Raw genomic sequence first — 17,521 nt, forward strand, 5'->3', positions numbered from 1 at the left:
TGAGGCAGGCGGTGGGAGGTCAGTTCGTCGCGATCGGTCGAGTCGTGCGGTGGAGCAGGAAGCATCCCTTGCAGGGATGCGTGTCACGTCGCATGGCCGGTACGTCGTATGCGGAACCTGCCCGACGTACCGCACGGACCAGGTGGTGTTCCTGTAGGAGAGGGCGCCGCGCCCAAGACCTGCTTGACCTGCGAAAACACCTATACCTACCCGGTTCTGACGATCTGGCAGGCAGTTCTGAGCATCGTGCACCACGTTCCTCAGACATGAGTAGGCAGTTCCGCGGAACGGAGTGCCCAGATCCTAGGAACTGGGACCACGATCGAAGGATCCGACCAGATTGACCTCACGTACATGAGTGGAGCGGACACAGGCGCAGGACACGGCCCTCCGGCGATCGACGCATGGTCGAGCGACACGCTCTGGAGGCGTACTTGATGAACTTCTCGCTCATGTACGCTAAGTTCATCTGGTCGGCCTCAGGGCCGTCGCTCATCGACGTTGAGGCAATGTCCGCTCGGGAGGGCCAGTTGGGGGCAGTACGCAGATTGGTCGATGCCGACACCGGCGAGGCCATCCCATACGCGCCTTACGCCTTCTCGGGCGAGCACATCCAAGTGGACAAGGCCCGGATCAAAGCGATCACAGAGAGCAAAGAGTTCACCCCCAGCCAGAAGTACATGGTGCTGTGGTGGATCGGAGTCTCCCCACAAGGCATGGCGCCCCTCCGGGCGACCGGCGCAGACATCGCCAAAAAGGTCGGGATGACCGCCGACGCCGTCGGCAAGATCAACCGAAATCTCCTCAAACGGCGCATCCTGATTGAGCGTGGACGTATCGGCAACTACAGGCTGTACCGCATCAGCCCGTACATTGCTTTCCACGGAACAGGGATCGAACAGCGAGAAGCGATCAAAACGTGCAATCCGCCAGACATCCCCGGCTTCGACAACTCGATCCCAACGCGGTGGGAGGCCCAGTGAACAACGACGACAAGCACAAACTCCTTGACGTCCTCCAGCGCACCGCCGGCATGACTGCCAACCAGCGCCTGGTCATCATGTTGTACGCCATGCACCCCACCGACCGCGCCGGTGCCGTCATCGAAACCGGTGCCAAGCTCGCCGAACTCGTCGGCATGTCGCCCACCGTCTTCTCCCGGACCCGACGCCAGGTCATCGAAGCCGGATGGCTCGAGGAGTCCGAGCGCCTCGCTCACATCAGCTACTACCGCCTCAGCTCGAAGTGCACCGGCGAAGACGTCGTCGTCCCCCTCCGTCGTGCAACGTGAGCCAGTGCACCACGCAGGAACTCATGTACGTGAGGTCAATGAGCACCGGCCCCGAGAGCGGTGCTCATTGACCTCACGTACATGAGCCGCTGTCTTCCGCCCGCGGTACATCACCGCACTGTCACCGGCGGCGAACCAGACGGTGCTCGCCCTCCAGGAACGCCGGGCATCATCGGCAGAACGGAGCGAGAGCGGTCCAAGACCTTTCCCGGTGCGTCGTCTGGCGTCGGGGCGGTACTCGGGCTGTCCTCGCCGATCCTGACTGAGGCGGGGAGCGGACAGGGCCGGCCCCTCGGAGGAGGGACCGGCCCTGTGCTGTGTTGGCTGTCCGGCCAGGCCGGCCGCCGGCTGCGGCAGGGCTCAGCCGGTGCGGACGGTCCGGCTGTCCCTGTGCTTGATGAGCAGGTCCAGCATTTTGTCGAACTCCTCGGGCGGCATCTTGTGGATCAGGTGCTGCGCCGCGTACACGCCGTCCTCGTAGGGGAACCGCTTCGGCTGCTCCCCCATGTCGACCGCCGTCGTAGTGGCGGTGGCCTGCACCGGAACGGAGGGCGTGTCCTTCCCTGTTTCCGTGGCGGGCGGCTCGTGCTCCACGGCTGCCGGCTCGGGGGCCGTGCGATGCCCTGCCACGGCTGGTTCCTCCGGTGCCGTGGCTGGTTCCGCCGCTTCGTGCTCGCGCGGTGCTGTGTCGCTCACGGGATCGGTGATTACGTCGTAATCACCGTCGTGGTCGTCCTCTGGGCTTGCGGCCGTGCCGGTCGTCGGTTGTGTCCCGGTGTTCGACGGGATCCGTGATTTCTCTTCCTTGCGGGCTTTCTCCGCTTTCAGTTCCCGCAGAGCTGCTTCCTGCTGGTCCGCGGGTTTGTTGCCGACAGCCCGCAGCAGGTCGATGGGTTCCTCGCCGATGCGCGCTTGCAGCTCGGGAGTGAGGTTGAGCAGGGCGAGGCGCTGGGACACCCAGCCCTGGGAGCGGTGAAGGCGCTTGGCGAGGGCTCTCTGGCTTCCATGGATGGCCAGGAGGCGTTGGAGGGCGCGGGCCTCGTCGAGCTCTTGGAGGTCTTGGCGGTGGATGTTGGCGACGAGGGCGGACTCGAGGAGCTCCTCGGAGGTGGTGCCCTGGTCGTCACTGACCATCACCTTGATGGTGGGGAGGGCGGCTTCGCGTGCGGCAGCGAGGCGACTGCTGCCGTCGATGACGACGTGGGTGGTGTCCGGTTCGAGGTCGGCTTCACGGTCCGGGTTGGCTTTGACGTAGGCGTCGCGGTTCATGACCGTGATCGCCTGCTTCTGACCGTGGGTTTTCAGGCTGCCCGCAAGGTCGGTGAGGTCTCCGAGTGCGGAGCGGGGGTTGTCCGGGTTGAGGCTGATGCGGTGGACGGGGAGTTCTGCCGGTGGCGCAACGCCTTCGGTGGGTACGCCGGTTGCGGCGGCGACGGCCTGACGGCGCGCGCTGACGGAGCGGACTCCCCCGCCGAATCGGCCGGCACCGAGCTGATCGGCCTTGCTCACAAGACCTCCCTGGCAAGCGCGCGCATACCGACTGCCTGCTGCGACTTGGGCGCGTAGGACAGCAAGGGACGCTTCACTCGGACGGCTTCCTTCTGTTCCTTGAGGTCTCCGATGAGTCCGACGACCCGCGGATCCTTTATGTCCACCCATCCCTGGAGGGAGGAGGTGGCGATGAAGCCGCGGCGGGAGTCGTACAGGTTCACGACGATGCCGAGGTAGTCGATGTCGACCTGGAGGTCGTTGCGGAGGTCGTCGATCTGCGTGGTGAGCAGTTCGTACGCGTCGGCGGAGCTGTCCTCGGCCTGGACGACGATCAGGGCTCCGGACTGTCCGGGGTTTTCTCCGTCGCGACGGCGGCCGTAGTAGACGGCGGCATCCATGCTCAGGCCGAGGCTGGGCGGGCAGTCCACGATGATTACGTCGTAATCGGCCTCGAGCGGAGCGAGGGCCCGCTCCAGCGCGGCTTCCCGGGCGCGTACGGCGGAGAGGCGCACGTCGAGCAGGAACGCGTCGTTGCAGGCGGGCAGCAGGTGGAGCCGGCCGTCGAAGGTGTCGTCGTCGATGGAGACGACGAGGTCGCGTAGGTCGCCCTTGGGGTCGCCTGCCATGTGGTTGGTGAGGCTGTCGCCGTTCATGGGGAGGGGCGCGGCGCCGAGCTGGTTGGTGAGGTGGCACTGTGGGTCGAAGTCGACGAGGAGCACACGCAGTCCGGGGCCGGGGAGGTTCTCGATGTCGAGTGGGTCGTCGTCCGGCTCGGCTTCGTCTGCGTGGGCTTCGCTCGCGCGCAGTGCCTTGGTGAGGGCCTTGGCGACGCGGACGGGGTGCAGGGTGTTGGAATCCTCTGCCAGAGCTTCGCCCAGGCCTGCGGTGACGGCGGTCTTGCCGACGCCGCCCTTCTGATTGCAGACGACGATCCGGCGGGTGACGGAGGGCCGCTCGATGTCCGGGGCCGGGTGGGTGTCGAGCCACAACTGGACGGACTGGGCGAGGCCCTGGATGAGTGAGACACGTCGGTCGGCGGCGATCCGCCGGAACGTTTCCCATTGGCCGGGGGGCAGGAAGGTGGCGAAGGAATCGGCACCGGCGGTGTCGACCGTCGCTGTGGCGGAAGCCAGGTTGCACCAGGCGCTGATGCCTTCTTCTACAGCGGCCTGGATCTCGATGCCGTGCTGAGCGGTCCTGACTTTGAGGTTCTGCCGGAGCCATCCCGGCAGTTTGGAGACGACCTTCTCGCGGTCGCTGGAGGTGGCAGGCGAACTCATGTAGGACACCATACTAACGTTCATGATCTGCGGAGGCATCGACACGTTAGTTAGTCCAAGTTGATGTACGTCGGTGACCGTCGACGTGATTACGGCGTAATCACCACGCACGCCGACCGGCCATGCGCCCGGCGGTGGTTACGGCGTAATCACCGTCCTCAGCGAGCGTGCGGTGTCGGCGCCCGGGGGGAGAGCTCGAACGGGGTTTCCGCATGCCGCCCGGCCGTGGGCCGGGTGCTGGGGCACCAGGCGTAGGCGCGGGCACGTCAGTCCCGTGAACAGCTCGTCGCGGCCTACACCAACCGCGTGTTCTCTCCCGGCGATGAGACCACCCCCGCAGCGCGGGTGATTACGCCGTAATCACCTGTCGGCCCTGTCGTGCGTGGCTCGGCGGTGGACATCCTCCGCCTCCTCCCCCGGCCAGGAGCCTGCGCGCCGATCGTGAGAGGCGCGTGACCGCCGTGGTCACCGGGCCAGGAACTCGACCGCTGCGGGCCATGTCGGGCGTGCCTCGTCACTGGTCGTCGCCGGCCGGGCAGTGGGCTGCTCCCACTTGCCCAGAGCGCGGACCGCGGCGTCCAAGGAGCGGCACGGACCGGCCATCTGAGTGGGCGTACCGCAGTGGGGGAGGACTTCCGCGGCCTCGTCCAGCCAGGACTCGGCGCCCTCGTCCGGGACCAGACGGTCCCGGTGCTCCAGGAGCCGCCCGCCACCGGAGCCAGGAGACGGTGCCGGTGGCACGCGCTCCACACCTGGGTTCTCGGCCTCCTCGTGGAGCTGGCGAAGCGAAGCTCGCCGACGACCGCTACGACGTCCCTCCTCCCCACGCCGACAGGAGCCTTGGGCAGTGGCTCCGTCGGAGTGGTGGTGATCACTCCTGGCACCGGCGTGGTGCACATCCTCGTCGCCGGGCTCTCCCGCGGCCGCCGAGCGAGCTCGGTGGCCGAGCTCGGCGGCGCTTTCGGCGTCCTGCCGCACCTGTGAGTGACAGTCACCGGTCTTGCCGCGCTGCTGCACACCAGCGCCCTCGAGATGCGTTTCCGGCGCACCGACCGGCCGGCGCGCAACCGCGGCATCCGCGTCGCACCGGACGGGACCCCGGTCTGAGCGACTCACTCGGTATCCGCTCAAGGAATCCTCGAGTCGCTTCGGTCGCTCAGTAGCTGCGGTGACGGCGGCTCGGATGTCGTCGTGGGCCGTGCGGTTGCGGCGGCTACTGAGGGGCAGCGACGCGCCAAGGTGTCGGTCGCTCCCCTCCGTTCCGGTGAAGCGGCAGGTCAGAACCTGTTCCGGGATGCATCAGCGACCCAAGCGACTCGAGGTGCGGATATATGGAGCGGCGGGAGGCTTCCCTTCATGTGCCCGCGTGAGTCATATAGGGGGAACTTGAGTCGCTTCAGTCGCTGTTCTGGGTTTCGCAAGGCCCTGAACTGCATGTTCTTCCGGATGTTGAGACAGCGACCGAAGCGGCTCCGGTCGCTGCACTGTTCCCTGTGCCGGCGGCATCCGCACTGCCGGGTTCCGTTTCAGTTGCTCACACATCTCCTTCAGCCACCTCCGTTTCGCTAGTCTGTTTGAGTCGTTGGGTCGCTTGGGTCGCTGTTGGGGGATGCGCATGGCTTCTGAGCTGCGGTTTTTACACAGCGACTCAAGGCCTTCCGGTGTTCGCCCACCAGATGCTTCTCGGTCGCTGGCGACCGCTCGATGGTGCGCCGGACGGGGGTGGCCCGTTCATCCCCTGGCCCCTGGTCGCAAGACGCCGGCGGGCAACTGCGCGGCCTGCCGGGCGTCCGGACACAGTCACCGGGAGTGCGGCTGTCGTGTCGCGGGTCGCTGGTGTCACGGGTTCCGTGCCGCCACGCTGGATCCCGCCAGGATCGAGCAGTGGTGGGGCGACCACCCGGGCCTCGGTGTCGGAGTGGCCTGCGGTCCGGCCGGACTGGTCGTCGTCGACATCGACGCCCACGAGGCGCTGCCACCCGGCCGTGACCGGCTGCTGCCCGGGATAGGGATCCCCGACGGCGTCGACCTGACCGGGCTCGCCACCGGGTTCCATACGATCGGCGTGCTGGCCGCGCTGCGGGGCGCCGTCAGCCCGGCCGACGACGACACGACCCTGCGTGTGCGCACACCGTCCGGGGGGCTGCACGTGTGGTACCGGGCCCAGCACGGGCACCGGTGGCAGTGCTCCACGGGGTCCGGCGGCGGCCGCGCGCTGGCCTGGCAGGTCGACGTACGGGCACACGGCGGATACATCGTCGCCCCGGGGACCGTGACCGAGGCCGGCCCGTACGCGCCCGTCGGAACCGTCCGTGAGGTCGCGCCGCTGCCCGTCTGGCTCGCGCGCGAGCTCGACCGGACCGGGCACCTGCCGCCGGCGGCAGGTGCCGCACCCCGGTCGGTGCCGCCGCGCGCCCGGCAGGCGGTCCTCGCCGCCGGCGGTGGCGGCCGTGGAGCAGCGCACCGGGCCCTGGCCCGCGTGCTCGCGGAGGTCGCCGCCTGCGCCGCCGTACCCGAAGGAGCCGCGTTCTCCGAGAAGCTGAACCGGGCCGCGTACACGGCCGGTGGTCTCGTCGCCGCGGGCCGGCTCGGACCCGCCGAGGCGGAGCGGTTGTTGCGACAGGTGGCCGAGCAGGCCCGCCCCGGGCAGGAGCGCCGCTACGGCGCCGTCATCCGCGGTGGTCTGGACGCGGGGCGGCGACGCCCACTCATCCCGGGAGGACGTAGATGACGCCCGACCGCCAGGAGGGTCTTTTCGACGCGCAGGGCGTGGCCCGGCAGATCCTCGCCCATTCCGTGGCGGAGCCCGACCCGCTGACGTTCGTCCACGGACCGTCGCCTGTGGGCGGGGCCGGCGCCCAGGGAGGGGTGACCGCTGCCGGGCTGCTGCCGGACACGCTCAGCGACCGTGGCAACGCCAAGCTGTTCGTCAGGCTCTACGCCAATGACTATCGGCACGTACCGGGCCTCGGCTGGTTCCGGTGGGACAACACCCGCTGGCAGGTCGATGAGGACGACACCGTGCTGTGGGCCGCTGGTGACCTGGCGGAATCGCTCGCGACGACCGATCCGCGCGGAGTGTTCACCAGTTCGGCGCTCCAGCTGCACCGTCGACGGGCTCTGAGCACCAGCGGCCTGAACGCAATGCTCACGCAGGCCCGGACGGCGCCCGGCATGGTCCTCAACGCGGCTCTGCTGGACGCCGATCCGTACGCCCTGTGCACCCCCGAGGGGGTGGTGGACCTGCGTACGGGACTGATCAGGACACCGGACCCCGACAAGGACTTCCACTCGCGTTCCACCACGGTCGCCCCCGAGCCGATGCTCACGCCGCGCTGGCACCGGTTCCTCACCGACACCTTCGGTGAGGACCAGGAGGGCGCGGAGATGATCGATTTCCTGCACCTGTTGCTGGGTTACTCGGTGACCGGGGACGTGGGCGGGCAGGTCATGCCGTTCCTCTTCGGCTCCGGCAGGAACGGCAAGTCCGTCCTGCTGGACGTGCTGATGAAACTGCTCGGCGACTATGCCGACGCCGCTCCGCCCGGGTTCCTGATGGCCCGGCCCTACGAAGGACACCCCACCGACCTCGCGGAACTCCACGGCCGCCGGGTCGTCGTGTGCAGTGAGGTGAAGCCGGGGGACTGTTTCGACGAGGCCCGGGTGAAACTGCTGACGGGCGGGGACCGGATCAAGGCCCGCAGGATGCGCCAGGACTTCTTCAGTTTCGAACCGACCCACAAGCTGTGGCTCCTGGGCAACCACCGGCCGGAGGTGGGTACCGGTGGATTCGCGTTCTGGCGGCGGATGCGGCTCGTCCCGTTCGAGCGGGTCGTCGCCTACGACCGCAAGATCGACAATCTGGCGGACATCCTCGTGACGGAGGAGGGGCCCGGCATCCTGTACTGGCTGATCGTGGGCGCGGGCCGGTACCTGAACGGCGAGAAGGATCTCGCGGGCCCCGAGCGGGTCCGTATCGCCACCACCGCCTACGCCGAGATCGAGGACCACACGGGGCGCTTCCTCGGTGAGTCCTGCCGGATCGGGGTCGGCCTCAGGGCCGAGCAGGCACAGCTCTACGCGGCCTACAAGGACTGGTGCCAGAATGAGGGAGCCCCGCCCATCTCCTCACGCGCCTTCGCGGCGCGGATCCGGGAGACGGTCGGACTGGCGTCTCCGAAGGAGATGATCCTGTCCAACCAGCGCAAGTACTACCCAGGCATCGGACTGGTCGCTGACGAGGAGACAGCATGAGCGCCCTCATCGACGAGGACGAGATCGTTCACGAGGCCGAACTCGTGTGGCTCGAGGATGTCGGCCGTCTCGACTACGTGCGCCAGAGCCTGGACAGGCTGCCGAACCGCCGGGGACGGCCCGCCTATCACCGCGACGGCCGCATGATCGGTTACGCGGTGCTGGGGCCGGGGGCCAAGCCCTCCCGCTCCTCGGGCACCTTCCGGCGGCGGGTCTTCTGGCTGCTTCCCCACGATCGCGACACCGCCCCGGACGGGCTGTACGCGACGGGAACGCCCGCTGAGGGGGTCGACCCGCGCACGCTGGAGCCGGGCGGCAAGGGGCGGAAGACGGAACGCTCGGAGGGTGGTCGGTCGTCGGCTCCCGGACGGGGCGTGGGACCGGCTCTGCCCCTCTGACGGGGCCGTCCCGGTGACGTCGGCAGTGCTCCTTCTCAGAGGTCGCCCCCATTGCAAAGAACCGTCCAACCGGTATTATTTTACCCCAATGGGGGATGCGGGAGAGGACCAGCTCGCCGAGCACGTGCGGGGGCTCCGTCCGGAAGGGGAATCGCCGTGCTGCCGTGTTGTGTACGCACCTCGGGCACGGCGTCGTCGGGCAGGCGCGCGCCGGTACCGGGAAGGGCGCCCGGCGCCCGTACCGGCCGCCACGCGCGGGGTCCCGTTCCCTGGTTCTTCTCACCGTCTCCTCCCGTGCGCTGACACCGCCGCCCCCGTTCGGCGTGTGCGCCGGGCCGTCCCCGACGAGACCGCCCCAGCATCGTCCGTGCGGCTGAGGGCGAAGGCAGTGGGCTGTGGCCCATGAGGGGGAGATCCGTGATGACGAATTGTGTACGGGCGCAGGTAGTGGTCGTCGGCGGGGGACCGGTCGGTATGGTCGTCGCCTCGGAACTGGCGTCGTACGGGGTGAGCACCCTGGTCGTCGAGTCCAGAACCCGCATCTCACGCAGACCCAAGGCGACGACCCTGCACGCCCGCACGGTGCAGTCGCTGGTCCGGCGCGGCCATCTCGGCGGGCTGGTGACCTCCGGATCCCGCGGCGCCACCGCCGCCGCGGCGAGCGCGCCCTTCCACTTCGCCGGGATCCCCGGCCTGGCCATCAAGGTCCCGGCCGCCGAACCCGCTCCGGTCCTCAAGTGCCCCCAGGACGAATTGGAACGGCTCGTCGAGCAGCGCGCGCTGGCGGCCGGTGCGCGCATCCTCAGAGGCCACGAGGTCACAGAGGCCTGCCAGGGTCCGGACGGCGTACGGATCACGGCACGGGGTCCGGGAGGCGATGTGGTCTGCCGGGGGGAGTACCTGGTCGGTGCGGACGGTGCGCGCAGCACGGTGCGCGCGCAGTCGGAGTTCACCTCGTCGGTGTTCCCCGCGACCGCCTCCGCTCTGGCCGGCGACGTCAGCCTGGCCGACGGCGGGGACCTCGGGCAGGGGTGGCACCGGACGCCGCGCGGCTGGATCGTCGCCAAGCAGGTGCCGGGAGGACGGACACGGCTGCGGGCCCTGCACTGGGCGGATCCGCAGGGCGGGCGGCACCGGGAGCCCACTCTGGAGGAGCTGCGGAGCCGGGTGTCCTGGATCGCGGGCCGGGACATCGCGATGGAGACGCCCCGGTGGTTGAGCAGGTTCAGCGACTACTCCCGGCTGGTGCACTCCTACCGGTCGGGGCGCGTCCTCCTGGCGGGCGACGCCGCGCACGTGCACTTCCCCATCGGTGGCCAGGGGCTGAGCACGGGCCTGCTCGACGCCGTGAACCTGGGCTGGAAGCTCGCGCTCACCGTCCGCGGCCTCGCCGGGGAGGGACTGCTCGACAGCTACGACCAGGAGCGGCGCCCCGCGGCCCAGAGGGTCATCGACAACACGCGTGCCCAGGTCGCCCTGATGCGGCCCGACCCCGCGCTCGACCCGCTGCGCGACCTCTTCGGTGAGCTGCTGTCCGGGGGAGGGGAGAGCAGCGTCCTGAGTTCCATGATCAGCGCGCAGGACACGGTGTTGCCCGCCCGCCACGGGGGCGGCGAGGGGAGCAGCACGTCCTGCTGGGAGGGAGGCTTCCTGCCCAACGTGGGCCTGGCCACCGACGGCGGTCGCACCGACGTGATCGACCTGCTGTGCGGAGGGCGCCCACTGCTGCTGCTCTTCGGCGGCAGCGGCGGGAGCGGCTACGCCGAGCAGGCGCGGGGCTGGTCCGGAGTGCTGCGCGTGGTGCGTGCCGAGCCGACGGACGAGATTCCCTGCGAGGCGCTGCTCGTCCGCCCTGACGGGTACGTGGCCTGGTCGCCGTGTGGCGGCGCCGAGTTGGCCGACGTGCTGGCGGCCTATTTCGGCAGTGCCGTGCCGGTACCGTCCGCGCAGTTGTGCGGCGGCTGAGTCGGCTCGCCGGTGCCGCTCGGTTCCCGGCTCATTCCTGTCCGGGGGAGATGCGCAGTTCGTCGGCTATGGCGTTGGCGTGGGCCGGGGTGATGTCCACCGCCGTCAGGACCGACGGGAGGATTGCGCTGGGGAGGAGGTGGCGCAGCAGGGCGTTCACCCGGTCCAGCAGGTCCTCGTAGTCGCTCATGACCTGGGACATCGACTGGATGCCGGCGAAGGAGGCCACCAGGACGTCGGCCGTCTCGGAGGCGGAGATGTGGGGGAGGAGCTCGCCCTGGGCCTCGGCCTTCTCCAGGAGTTCCCCGATGATGTCCCCCCAGTGCGTGAAGGGGCCCCGGCGGTCCACCTCCCCCGCCTGCTGGTCCAGCGAGAGCCGGACTCCCGCCCGGACCATCGGGTCGTGCTGGAGGCGGTAGGCGTGGAGCAGTACGGTGTCCACGACCTGCTGGACCTTGCAGGCCCGGTCGGGGATCGGGAGCTGCTGGTCCTGCTCGTGGAGGATTCCCTGGGCCAGCTCCTCCTTGGAGGAGAAGTGGAAGTAGAGAGCCCCCTTGGTCACCCCCGCCGCGGACAGGATCTCGCTGATCGTCGCCGCACGGTAGCCGCGTTCCTCGAAGATCCTGGCGGCCGCCGTAAGGATCGCCTTACGTGTGCGGACCGCTCGCTCCTGCTTCACCATCGTGGTCTTCTCTGTCGTCCTTGAGCCCGGAGGCCCACCAAAAAAACCGCCGAGTTCGTATCTTACTCGTCGGGGCGTCGTTCTGGCCCGTCTCGGTTCTCAGATCCTTACGAAACGGTTGCGCCGAGCAGGCGTTCCGTGGAGCGCGTGATGGCATGCCTTCGACCCCGCGGCTCCCGTGGTCGGGAAGGCGGGGTCGAAGACGCGCCAGGAGGGCCGGTGCGGGGGGTGAGGGGCGGTCAGTCCCCGGCCGGCGGCAGGGTGACGACTGAACGGAACACGCTCTCGCCGTCCTGTTCCCCGGTGACCAGGACGGATTCCTCGGCGCCGCGCCTCGGGAGGCGGTGCGCCTCGATGAAGCAGGGCCGGTGCAGTTCGGCGTAGCGGCTGAACTCGCCGGTGACTTCCGACGGGGGCGCGGTGTACCCGAGGGTGGCGATCGTGGCCTGCCGGGCCGCCTCCAGCAGCATCATCCCGGGCACGTGGTCCACCGGGTGCTCGAAGAGGACGGGGTGACGGGTGTCGACTCTCAGCTGCCAGTGGCCCCGTCGTCCGGCAGGGGAGAGGACGACGTCGGTCGGTGACGTGCGGCCGACCTCGTGCGGCGCCACGGGGCTGGTCAGCGGCAGCGGCGGGCCGGCGTCGTCGAGTTGGGGCGCCCGCAGCCGCCGGTAGGCGGCGGGGCTGACGCAGCTCACGGCGGCGCCGCCGTGAGCCACCATCTCCCCGTCGCGGCGCAGGACGGCCTCGTAGTGCAGGCCGAGGAGTGCTTTGCCGCGTCGTTTCACGCCATGGCAGGTCACGGCGAGGTCGATGTCGGCCGGGGCGGTCCGCACGGCGAGCGGGCCCGGCAAGGTGGAGACCGAGAGGTTCCACATGACGAACTGGTGGCCGAACGGCACCTCGTACTCGGCGTGGAGGAGCAGACTCCCCGCCTGGCGGATGGTCTCTGCCGCGATCAAAGGGTCATGGCAGCCGTTCACGTCGGCGAAGAATCTGTGAAGCCGGGGCCATCTGGCCGTCAGGCCGAAGCTGTCGTCGCCTCTGCGGTCCCAGCCGGTGAGCATCACCTCGGCGGGATTGTGCCGGTGGACGAGCTCCTTCGGGACGGTGGAGCCCGGTGGCTGCGGAGGGCGCCGGGCGAGGAGGGTGCCGGTTCCCGCTCCGGAAGCGGGTGGGGCTTTCGTGACGCGGGGCGGGTGGTTCACGTGAAAGGTGGGCGCGGACATGACTCCCCCGGTTGGTGGACTGGCTGGGACTTGTCGCGAAGGCCGTGCTCCATCCCTCGGAAAGATACATACCACCCGGTTTAATTACTAGGTTCTCCGGTGCCTCTGAGGGGCCGAGAAGCGGAGCGACCGCCTCCATGCGGAGGGGGCGTCTGTCAGGAAAGGGCAAACTTCCCACTTTTCGGCGCCCTGTGGTCGAAGGTGAGGGAACGCCGGGCGGACGGCGGGGGAACATCCGAGGCGGGCGTCCGCCGGGTTGCAGGTCTCTCCAGTGGTTCCTTAGCGGCTCTCGACCGGCCGGGCCGACCGTTTCCCCAGGACCTACCGGGTGAGGGGGGCAGTGGGGTGGAGGGTGGAGAGTCCCTGTTCCGGGTGGAGAGGGGCGAGGTTCGGGAAGACGAACTGGCCGCTCTGGCCGCGGTGTTGCTCGCCTTGTGCAGGAGTGGCGGCCCGGTAGGGGTGTCATCGGCCGAAACGCCGCTCTGGTGGAGGCCGACGGGGGGCTATGTGGCCCCCGGCGGCTGGCGCTGAGCAGAGCTTTCCAGCTCAGCACAAGAAACCGCGTGTGCGGTTTGTTATTCTGCTGGCGGTGGGCTCGAGGTGGGACTTCCTCGGCCTTGTCCCAGGAAGGGACTGACATGGCAATGACCTGTGCCTCGGTGTCGACCGAGTCGAGGCCGAGCGGCGTCCGTGGCCGCGTGGCCGAGCTCCGTGCCCTGCGCGAGCGGGCCGAGCGGGGCCCGAGTGAAAAGGCGACCCGGGCGCAGCACGCCAAGGGGAAGCTGACCGCGCGGGAGCGCATCGAACTGCTGCTGGACGCGGGGTCGTTCCGTGAGGTGGAGCAGTTGCGCCGGCACCGGGCGACCGGCTTCGGTCTGGAGGAGAAGAAGCCGTACACCGACGGTGTGGTCACCGGCTGGGGGACGGTGGAGGGGCGGACGGTCTTCGTCTACGCCCATGACTTCCGGATCTTCGGCGGTGCGCTGGGCGAGGCGCACGCCACGAAGATCCACAAGATCATGGACATGGCCATCGCGGCCGGTGCGCCGCTGGTGTCGCTCAACGACGGTGCGGGCGCCCGGATCCAGGAGGGCGTGTCCGCGCTCGCGGGGTACGGCGGGATCTTCCAGCGCAACACCAAGGCCTCGGGTGTCATCCCGCAGATCAGTGTGATGCTGGGCCCGTGCGCGGGCGGTGCGGCCTACAGCCCCGCCCTGACGGACTTCGTGTTCATGGTCCGTGAGACCTCGCAGATGTTCATCACCGGACCCGACGTGGTCAAGGCGGTGACCGGTGAGGAGATCACGCAGAACGGCCTGGGCGGCGCGGACGTGCACGCCGAGACGTCCGGCGTGTGCCACTTCGCCTACGACGACGAGGAGACCTGCCTCGCCGAGGTCCGCTACCTCCTCTCCCTGCTCCCGCGGAACAACCGGGAGAACCCGCCCCGCGTGCCCTGCGGCGACCCGGTGGACCGTCGCGGCGACACGCTCCTCGATCTCGTCCCCGTGGAGGGGAACCGCCCGTACGACATGGCGAAGGTGATCGAGGAGGTCGTCGACGACGGCGAGTACCTCGAGGTCCACGAGCGGTGGGCGCGGAACATCATCTGCGCGCTCGCGCGGATGGACGGCCAGGTCGTCGGCATCGTCGCCAACCAGCCGCAGGCCCTGGCCGGCGTCCTGGACATCGAGGCCTCGGAGAAGGCCGCCCGCTTCGTGCAGATGTGCGACGCGTTCAACATCCCGATCCTGACCTTCCTGGACGTGCCCGGCTTCCTGCCGGGCGTGGACCAGGAGCACGGCGGCATCATCCGCCACGGCGCGAAGCTGCTGTACGCGTACTGCAACGCCACCGTGCCGCGGATCTCGCTGATCCTGCGCAAGGCGTACGGCGGCGCGTACATCGTCATGGACAGCCAGTCCATCGGCGCCGACCTCACCTACGCCTGGCCGACGAACGAGATCGCGGTGATGGGCGCGGAGGGCGCGGCGAACGTCATCTTCCGCCGTCAGATCGCCGAGGCCGAGGACCCCGAGGCCATGCGGGCCCGCATGGTCAAGGAGTACAGGTCCGAGCTGATGCACCCGTACTACGCGGCCGAGCGCGGCCTCGTCGACGACGTCATCGACCCCGTCGAGACCCGCGAGGTGCTCATCGGGTCCCTGGCGATGCTCCGCACCAAGCACGCCGACCTGCCCTCCCGCAAGCACGGCAATCCACCCCAGTAAGCAACGGAACAGGGGGTGGCGCGGTCACGAGCAATGCCGCCCGCGGCCCCTCCGCCAGGAGGCACATGATGGTCAAGCAGGAGAGAGCGGCCCGCACTCGACGGGCGCTGGTGCGGGCCGCGGCCGAGGTGTTCGCCTCGGAGGGGTTCGCACTCGCCTCGCTCTCCGCGATCAGTCACCGTGCCGGGGTGAGCAACGGCGCCCTCCATTTTCATTTTGAGAACAAGAAGGCGCTGGCCGACGCGGTCCAGCAGGAGGCGGCGGCCTCGGTGGCCCGGATGACCGACCTCGCCGAGACCACGGGCGACGCCCTTCAGGCGCTGGTGAACGCCACGTACGGTCTGATGGGCCGGATCGCCGACGACAGCGTGGTGCGGGCCGGTTTCGAGCTGTGCGCCGACCCGTCGCGGGGCCGCGACGGGGAGTTGCGGCGGCAGTGGCGGGAGTGGATCGAGAACACGCTGGCGCGGGCCGAGCGGGAGGGGCTGCTGGCCGAAGGGGTCTCCTCCGAGCGGCTGGCGCCGGCCGTCGTGGCGGCCATGGTGGGGTTCGAGGTGCTGGGGGCCCGCGATCCGCAGTGGCTCTCGGAGGGGCGGGTGGCCTGCTTCTGGGAACTGGTGCTGCCTCGGATGGCCGCAGAGGGCGACGCGACGAGACTGCTCGCCGGGGAGGCGGCCGAGCGATCCGGCTGAGGCGCGGCAGCGGCGGTACGACGGAGGCCCGGCGGGCGACGCCACAGCACGGCAGGTCTGAAGACCGGTCGTGCTGTTTTTCCGTGCGCGGGTGGGGTCCGGGCCCGCTCGCCGGGGTCGGTGCGGGGTGCCGCGTCTTCTGGGGGAGGCATCTTCGGATGCTGGAACCGCAGGTGAGGACGGGTCGGAGCGGGACGAATAAAACAGCGCGGACGGTTTTATATTGACAAACCAACCGCGCTGTTTTTTACTCGGAGTGCCCAGGAGCACTCGGGTTGCCAGGGCCGGTGAACCGATCACTGACGCGTGCATAGGGGGAGAGACGCCATGGACATCTCTGTACTGGGCGGACTGTGCGTCCGCGAGAACGGGGTCTCGATCACGCCGACGGCGCCGAAGCCGCGTCAGGTCCTGGCCATGCTGGCGTTCCGCGCCGACCAGGTCGTCTCCGTGGCGACCCTCACCGAGGAGCTCTGGGGCGCCCAGCCGCCGCGCAGCGCCCGCGCCACCCTCCAGACCTACGTGCTGCAACTGCGCGAGCTGATCGGCGCGGCCCTGCAACGGGACCCGGCGGACGCACCTCCCCGCTCGGCCAAGGACGTCCTCGTCACCATGCCGGGCGGCTACCTGCTCAACACCTCCGGCGGCCAGTGCGACGTCCGCGAGTTCGAGCTGCTGGCCGGCACCGGATACCGCGCCATGGACGCCGGTGACTTCCCCGCCGCCGCTCGCCACCTGCGCGGCGCCCTCTCCCTGTGGAGCGGCGCCGCCCTCGCCGACGTGCAGACCGGCGCCCTGCTCTCGATGGAGGTGCGGCGACTGGAGGAGACCCGGCTCTGCGCCCTCGATCAGCGCATCGACGCCGACCTCCGGCTGGGGCGCCACCGTGAACTCCTGGGAGAGCTGTCCGTCCTGGTCAGCCGGTACCCCACGCACGAGACCCTGCACGGCCAGTTCATGCTGGCGCTGCACCGCTCCGGCCGGCGCACCGAGGCTTTGGAGACCTACCAGCGCCTGCGCCGGGCCCTCGTCCGCGAGCTGGGACTGGAGCCCTCGGCAGCGCTGCGGCGGCTGCAGCGGTCCGTCCTGATGGCCGGACCCGAGACGGCCGCCGCCCAGGACGCCGCGGCCGCCGCCCACGGCGCGGACCGAGCGGTCCGGGTGGGCTGACGGCACGGCGGCCGCCGCCCCCGGCCGGTCGCGCCCCCGGCCGGTCGCGCCCCCGGCGGCCCCGGTGCCCCGACAGCGCCTACGACGACCCGGTCCCACCGGCCGTCCGGACGAACCTCCTTGGAGCAGCCTCCATGTCCAGTGACCTCCAGCCCTTCGCCCCGGCGGCGCCCTCCGCGCCCCAGGCCGACCCCCTGACCGACGTCGTCGACGTGCTCGCCGGCATCCTCATGCTCGAACCGGAGCAGATCGACGCCCGGCAGTCGTTCCGCTTTCTGGGGCTCGGCTCGCTGCAGGCCGTGGAGTTCGTGGCGAGCGTCAACGCCCGCTGCGGCACCGACGTCAAGGCGCCCGCTCTCTTCGACCACGCGACCCCCGCCGCCTTCGCCCGGCACATCGCCCGCGAACTGCACCCCGAGCGGGCCGCCCCGCTGCCCGGGCCGACCGGGGGCGCCCCCGCCCGGGGCCGCACCGTGTCCGTGCCGCCTCCGGCCGGACGGCGGGCCGGGAGCGAGGTGCTGGGCGTCCTGCGGGAAGAGCTCGCGCGGCTGGTGCGCTGCGACCCCTGGGAGGTCGACCCCAACGCCTCGTTCGCCGCGATGGGCCTCGACTCCGTCCTCGCCTCGGAGTTCGTGGCGACCGTCAACCGAATCTACGGGACCGGCGAGCACGCCTCCGTCCTCGGCACCCATCCGACCCTCGCCGCCCTGGCCGCGCACGTCGCCGCGCTCACGGCCGAGCCCGAGCCGATGGACGCCGGGGTGCTGCTGGACGCGGTCCGCGACAACCTGCTCACCATCGACCAGGCCCTCGCCCTGCTGCCGCGACGAGGCTGAGG

The 17,521-nt window shown here is 69.9% G+C and carries 17 protein-coding genes; 12 read left to right on the forward strand and 5 right to left on the reverse strand.

The genetic code is table 11. The features are described 5' to 3' along the window. The first annotated feature begins 530 nt into the window (after positions 1-530). Positions 531-983 (forward strand): MarR family transcriptional regulator, encoded by a 453-nt coding sequence (locus C1708_RS00065; RefSeq protein ID WP_106416066.1) that lies wholly within the window; start codon positions 531-533, stop codon positions 981-983. Beyond that, positions 980-1,291, forward strand: a complete 312-nt coding sequence (locus C1708_RS00070) for a cyclic nucleotide-binding domain-containing protein (RefSeq protein WP_106410722.1) — start codon at positions 980-982, stop codon at positions 1,289-1,291. Before C1708_RS00065 ends, C1708_RS00070 begins: the two co-directional genes overlap by 4 nt. A gap of 360 nt (positions 1,292-1,651) precedes the next feature. Here the strand turns inward: C1708_RS00070 and C1708_RS00075 are convergent, their stop codons facing one another. The 3 genes from C1708_RS00075 to C1708_RS00085 all read right to left on the reverse strand — a co-directional run bounded on the left by C1708_RS00075 (position 1,652) and on the right by C1708_RS00085 (position 4,803). After that, the gene (locus C1708_RS00075) at positions 1,652-2,800 is read right to left on the reverse strand and encodes a ParB/RepB/Spo0J family partition protein (protein ID WP_106410723.1); all 1,149 of its coding nucleotides are present in this window, start codon (positions 2,798-2,800) and stop codon (positions 1,652-1,654) included. Beyond that, positions 2,797-4,062: a ParA family protein gene (locus C1708_RS00080; protein ID WP_106416067.1), complete on the reverse strand. Its 1,266-nt coding sequence runs from the start codon at positions 4,060-4,062 to the stop codon at positions 2,797-2,799. Before C1708_RS00080 ends, C1708_RS00075 begins: the two co-directional genes overlap by 4 nt. 465 nt (positions 4,063-4,527) lie before the next feature. Further along, positions 4,528-4,803 carry a hypothetical protein gene (locus tag C1708_RS00085; RefSeq protein WP_106416068.1) on the reverse strand — a complete coding sequence of 92 codons (276 nt, stop codon included), beginning with the start codon at positions 4,801-4,803 and terminating at the stop codon, positions 4,528-4,530. Positions 4,804-4,902: 99 nt separating this feature from the next. Here C1708_RS00085 and C1708_RS33870 point away from each other — a divergent pair, with 99 nt between their 5' ends. The 5 genes from C1708_RS33870 to C1708_RS00105 all read left to right on the forward strand — a co-directional run bounded on the left by C1708_RS33870 (position 4,903) and on the right by C1708_RS00105 (position 10,679). Then, positions 4,903-5,046 (forward strand): hypothetical protein, encoded by a 144-nt coding sequence (locus tag C1708_RS33870; protein ID WP_157951202.1) that lies wholly within the window; start codon positions 4,903-4,905, stop codon positions 5,044-5,046. A 631-nt stretch (positions 5,047-5,677) separates the two neighbouring features. Next, on the forward strand, positions 5,678-6,793 hold the full coding sequence (locus C1708_RS00090; protein ID WP_106410724.1) for a bifunctional DNA primase/polymerase: 1,116 nt from the start codon (positions 5,678-5,680) through the stop codon (positions 6,791-6,793). Next, positions 6,790-8,316 carry a DNA primase family protein gene (locus C1708_RS00095; protein ID WP_106410725.1) on the forward strand — a complete coding sequence of 509 codons (1,527 nt, stop codon included), beginning with the start codon at positions 6,790-6,792 and terminating at the stop codon, positions 8,314-8,316. The genes C1708_RS00090 and C1708_RS00095 overlap by 4 nt, the downstream gene beginning before the upstream one ends. Next, positions 8,313-8,714, forward strand: coding sequence for a DUF6009 family protein (locus C1708_RS00100; protein WP_106410726.1), 402 nt, complete (start codon positions 8,313-8,315; stop codon positions 8,712-8,714). The genes C1708_RS00095 and C1708_RS00100 overlap by 4 nt, the downstream gene beginning before the upstream one ends. 420 nt (positions 8,715-9,134) lie before the next feature. Beyond that, positions 9,135-10,679 carry an FAD-dependent monooxygenase gene (locus C1708_RS00105; RefSeq protein ID WP_241911118.1) on the forward strand — a complete coding sequence of 515 codons (1,545 nt, stop codon included), beginning with the start codon at positions 9,135-9,137 and terminating at the stop codon, positions 10,677-10,679. 31 nt (positions 10,680-10,710) lie between these two features. On the opposite strand, the gene C1708_RS00110 is transcribed toward C1708_RS00105, so the two are convergent. Together C1708_RS00110 and C1708_RS00115 are read right to left on the reverse strand one after the other, a co-directional pair. Beyond that, on the reverse strand, positions 10,711-11,361 hold the full coding sequence (locus C1708_RS00110; RefSeq protein WP_106410728.1) for a ScbR family autoregulator-binding transcription factor: 651 nt from the start codon (positions 11,359-11,361) through the stop codon (positions 10,711-10,713). A 239-nt stretch (positions 11,362-11,600) separates the two neighbouring features. Further along, the gene (locus tag C1708_RS00115) at positions 11,601-12,590 is read right to left on the reverse strand and encodes a ScbA/BarX family gamma-butyrolactone biosynthesis protein (protein WP_106410729.1); all 990 of its coding nucleotides are present in this window, start codon (positions 12,588-12,590) and stop codon (positions 11,601-11,603) included. Positions 12,591-12,962: 372 nt separating this feature from the next. Between C1708_RS00115 and C1708_RS35920 the strand changes: the two genes are divergently transcribed. The 5 genes from C1708_RS35920 to C1708_RS00140 all read left to right on the forward strand — a co-directional run bounded on the left by C1708_RS35920 (position 12,963) and on the right by C1708_RS00140 (position 17,519). Further along, positions 12,963-13,121 carry an acyl-CoA carboxylase epsilon subunit gene (locus C1708_RS35920; protein ID WP_353962650.1) on the forward strand — a complete coding sequence of 53 codons (159 nt, stop codon included), beginning with the start codon at positions 12,963-12,965 and terminating at the stop codon, positions 13,119-13,121. Between the two features lie 113 nt (positions 13,122-13,234). Next, positions 13,235-14,821: an acyl-CoA carboxylase subunit beta gene (locus tag C1708_RS00125; protein ID WP_106410731.1), complete on the forward strand. Its 1,587-nt coding sequence runs from the start codon at positions 13,235-13,237 to the stop codon at positions 14,819-14,821. 65 nt (positions 14,822-14,886) lie between these two features. Continuing rightward, the gene (locus C1708_RS00130; RefSeq protein ID WP_241911119.1) at positions 14,887-15,513 is read left to right on the forward strand and encodes a ScbR family autoregulator-binding transcription factor; all 627 of its coding nucleotides are present in this window, start codon (positions 14,887-14,889) and stop codon (positions 15,511-15,513) included. A gap of 327 nt (positions 15,514-15,840) precedes the next feature. Beyond that, complete coding sequence (locus C1708_RS00135; protein WP_106410732.1) at positions 15,841-16,683, forward strand: AfsR/SARP family transcriptional regulator; 843 nt, start codon at positions 15,841-15,843, stop codon at positions 16,681-16,683. Positions 16,684-16,817: 134 nt separating this feature from the next. Then, positions 16,818-17,519: a phosphopantetheine-binding protein gene (locus C1708_RS00140; protein ID WP_106410733.1), complete on the forward strand. Its 702-nt coding sequence runs from the start codon at positions 16,818-16,820 to the stop codon at positions 17,517-17,519. Positions 17,520-17,521 lie beyond the last annotated feature (2 nt).

Source organism: Streptomyces sp. DH-12 (genome assembly GCF_002899455.1).
Taxonomy (GTDB): domain Bacteria; phylum Actinomycetota; class Actinomycetes; order Streptomycetales; family Streptomycetaceae; genus Streptomyces.

Excerpts from the sequence above, each read along its gene's own strand:
- C1708_RS00095 (WP_106410725.1), top strand. The coding sequence starts at position 6,790 with ATGACGCCCGACCGCCAGGAGGGTCTTTTCGACGCGCAGGGCGTGGCC.
- C1708_RS00140 (WP_106410733.1), top strand. The coding sequence starts at position 16,818 with ATGTCCAGTGACCTCCAGCCCTTCGCCCCGGCGGCGCCCTCCGCGCCC.
- C1708_RS00135 (WP_106410732.1), top strand. The coding sequence starts at position 15,841 with ATGGACATCTCTGTACTGGGCGGACTGTGCGTCCGCGAGAACGGGGTC.
- C1708_RS00105 (WP_241911118.1), top strand. The coding sequence starts at position 9,135 with ATGACGAATTGTGTACGGGCGCAGGTAGTGGTCGTCGGCGGGGGACCG.
- C1708_RS00110 (WP_106410728.1), bottom strand. The coding sequence starts at position 11,361 with ATGGTGAAGCAGGAGCGAGCGGTCCGCACACGTAAGGCGATCCTTACG.
- C1708_RS00080 (WP_106416067.1), bottom strand. The coding sequence starts at position 4,062 with ATGAGTTCGCCTGCCACCTCCAGCGACCGCGAGAAGGTCGTCTCCAAA.
- C1708_RS00130 (WP_241911119.1), top strand. The coding sequence starts at position 14,887 with ATGATGGTCAAGCAGGAGAGAGCGGCCCGCACTCGACGGGCGCTGGTG.
- C1708_RS00125 (WP_106410731.1), top strand. The coding sequence starts at position 13,235 with ATGACCTGTGCCTCGGTGTCGACCGAGTCGAGGCCGAGCGGCGTCCGT.
- C1708_RS00115 (WP_106410729.1), bottom strand. The coding sequence starts at position 12,590 with ATGTCCGCGCCCACCTTTCACGTGAACCACCCGCCCCGCGTCACGAAA.
- C1708_RS00100 (WP_106410726.1), top strand. The coding sequence starts at position 8,313 with ATGAGCGCCCTCATCGACGAGGACGAGATCGTTCACGAGGCCGAACTC.
- C1708_RS00090 (WP_106410724.1), top strand. The coding sequence starts at position 5,678 with ATGGCTTCTGAGCTGCGGTTTTTACACAGCGACTCAAGGCCTTCCGGT.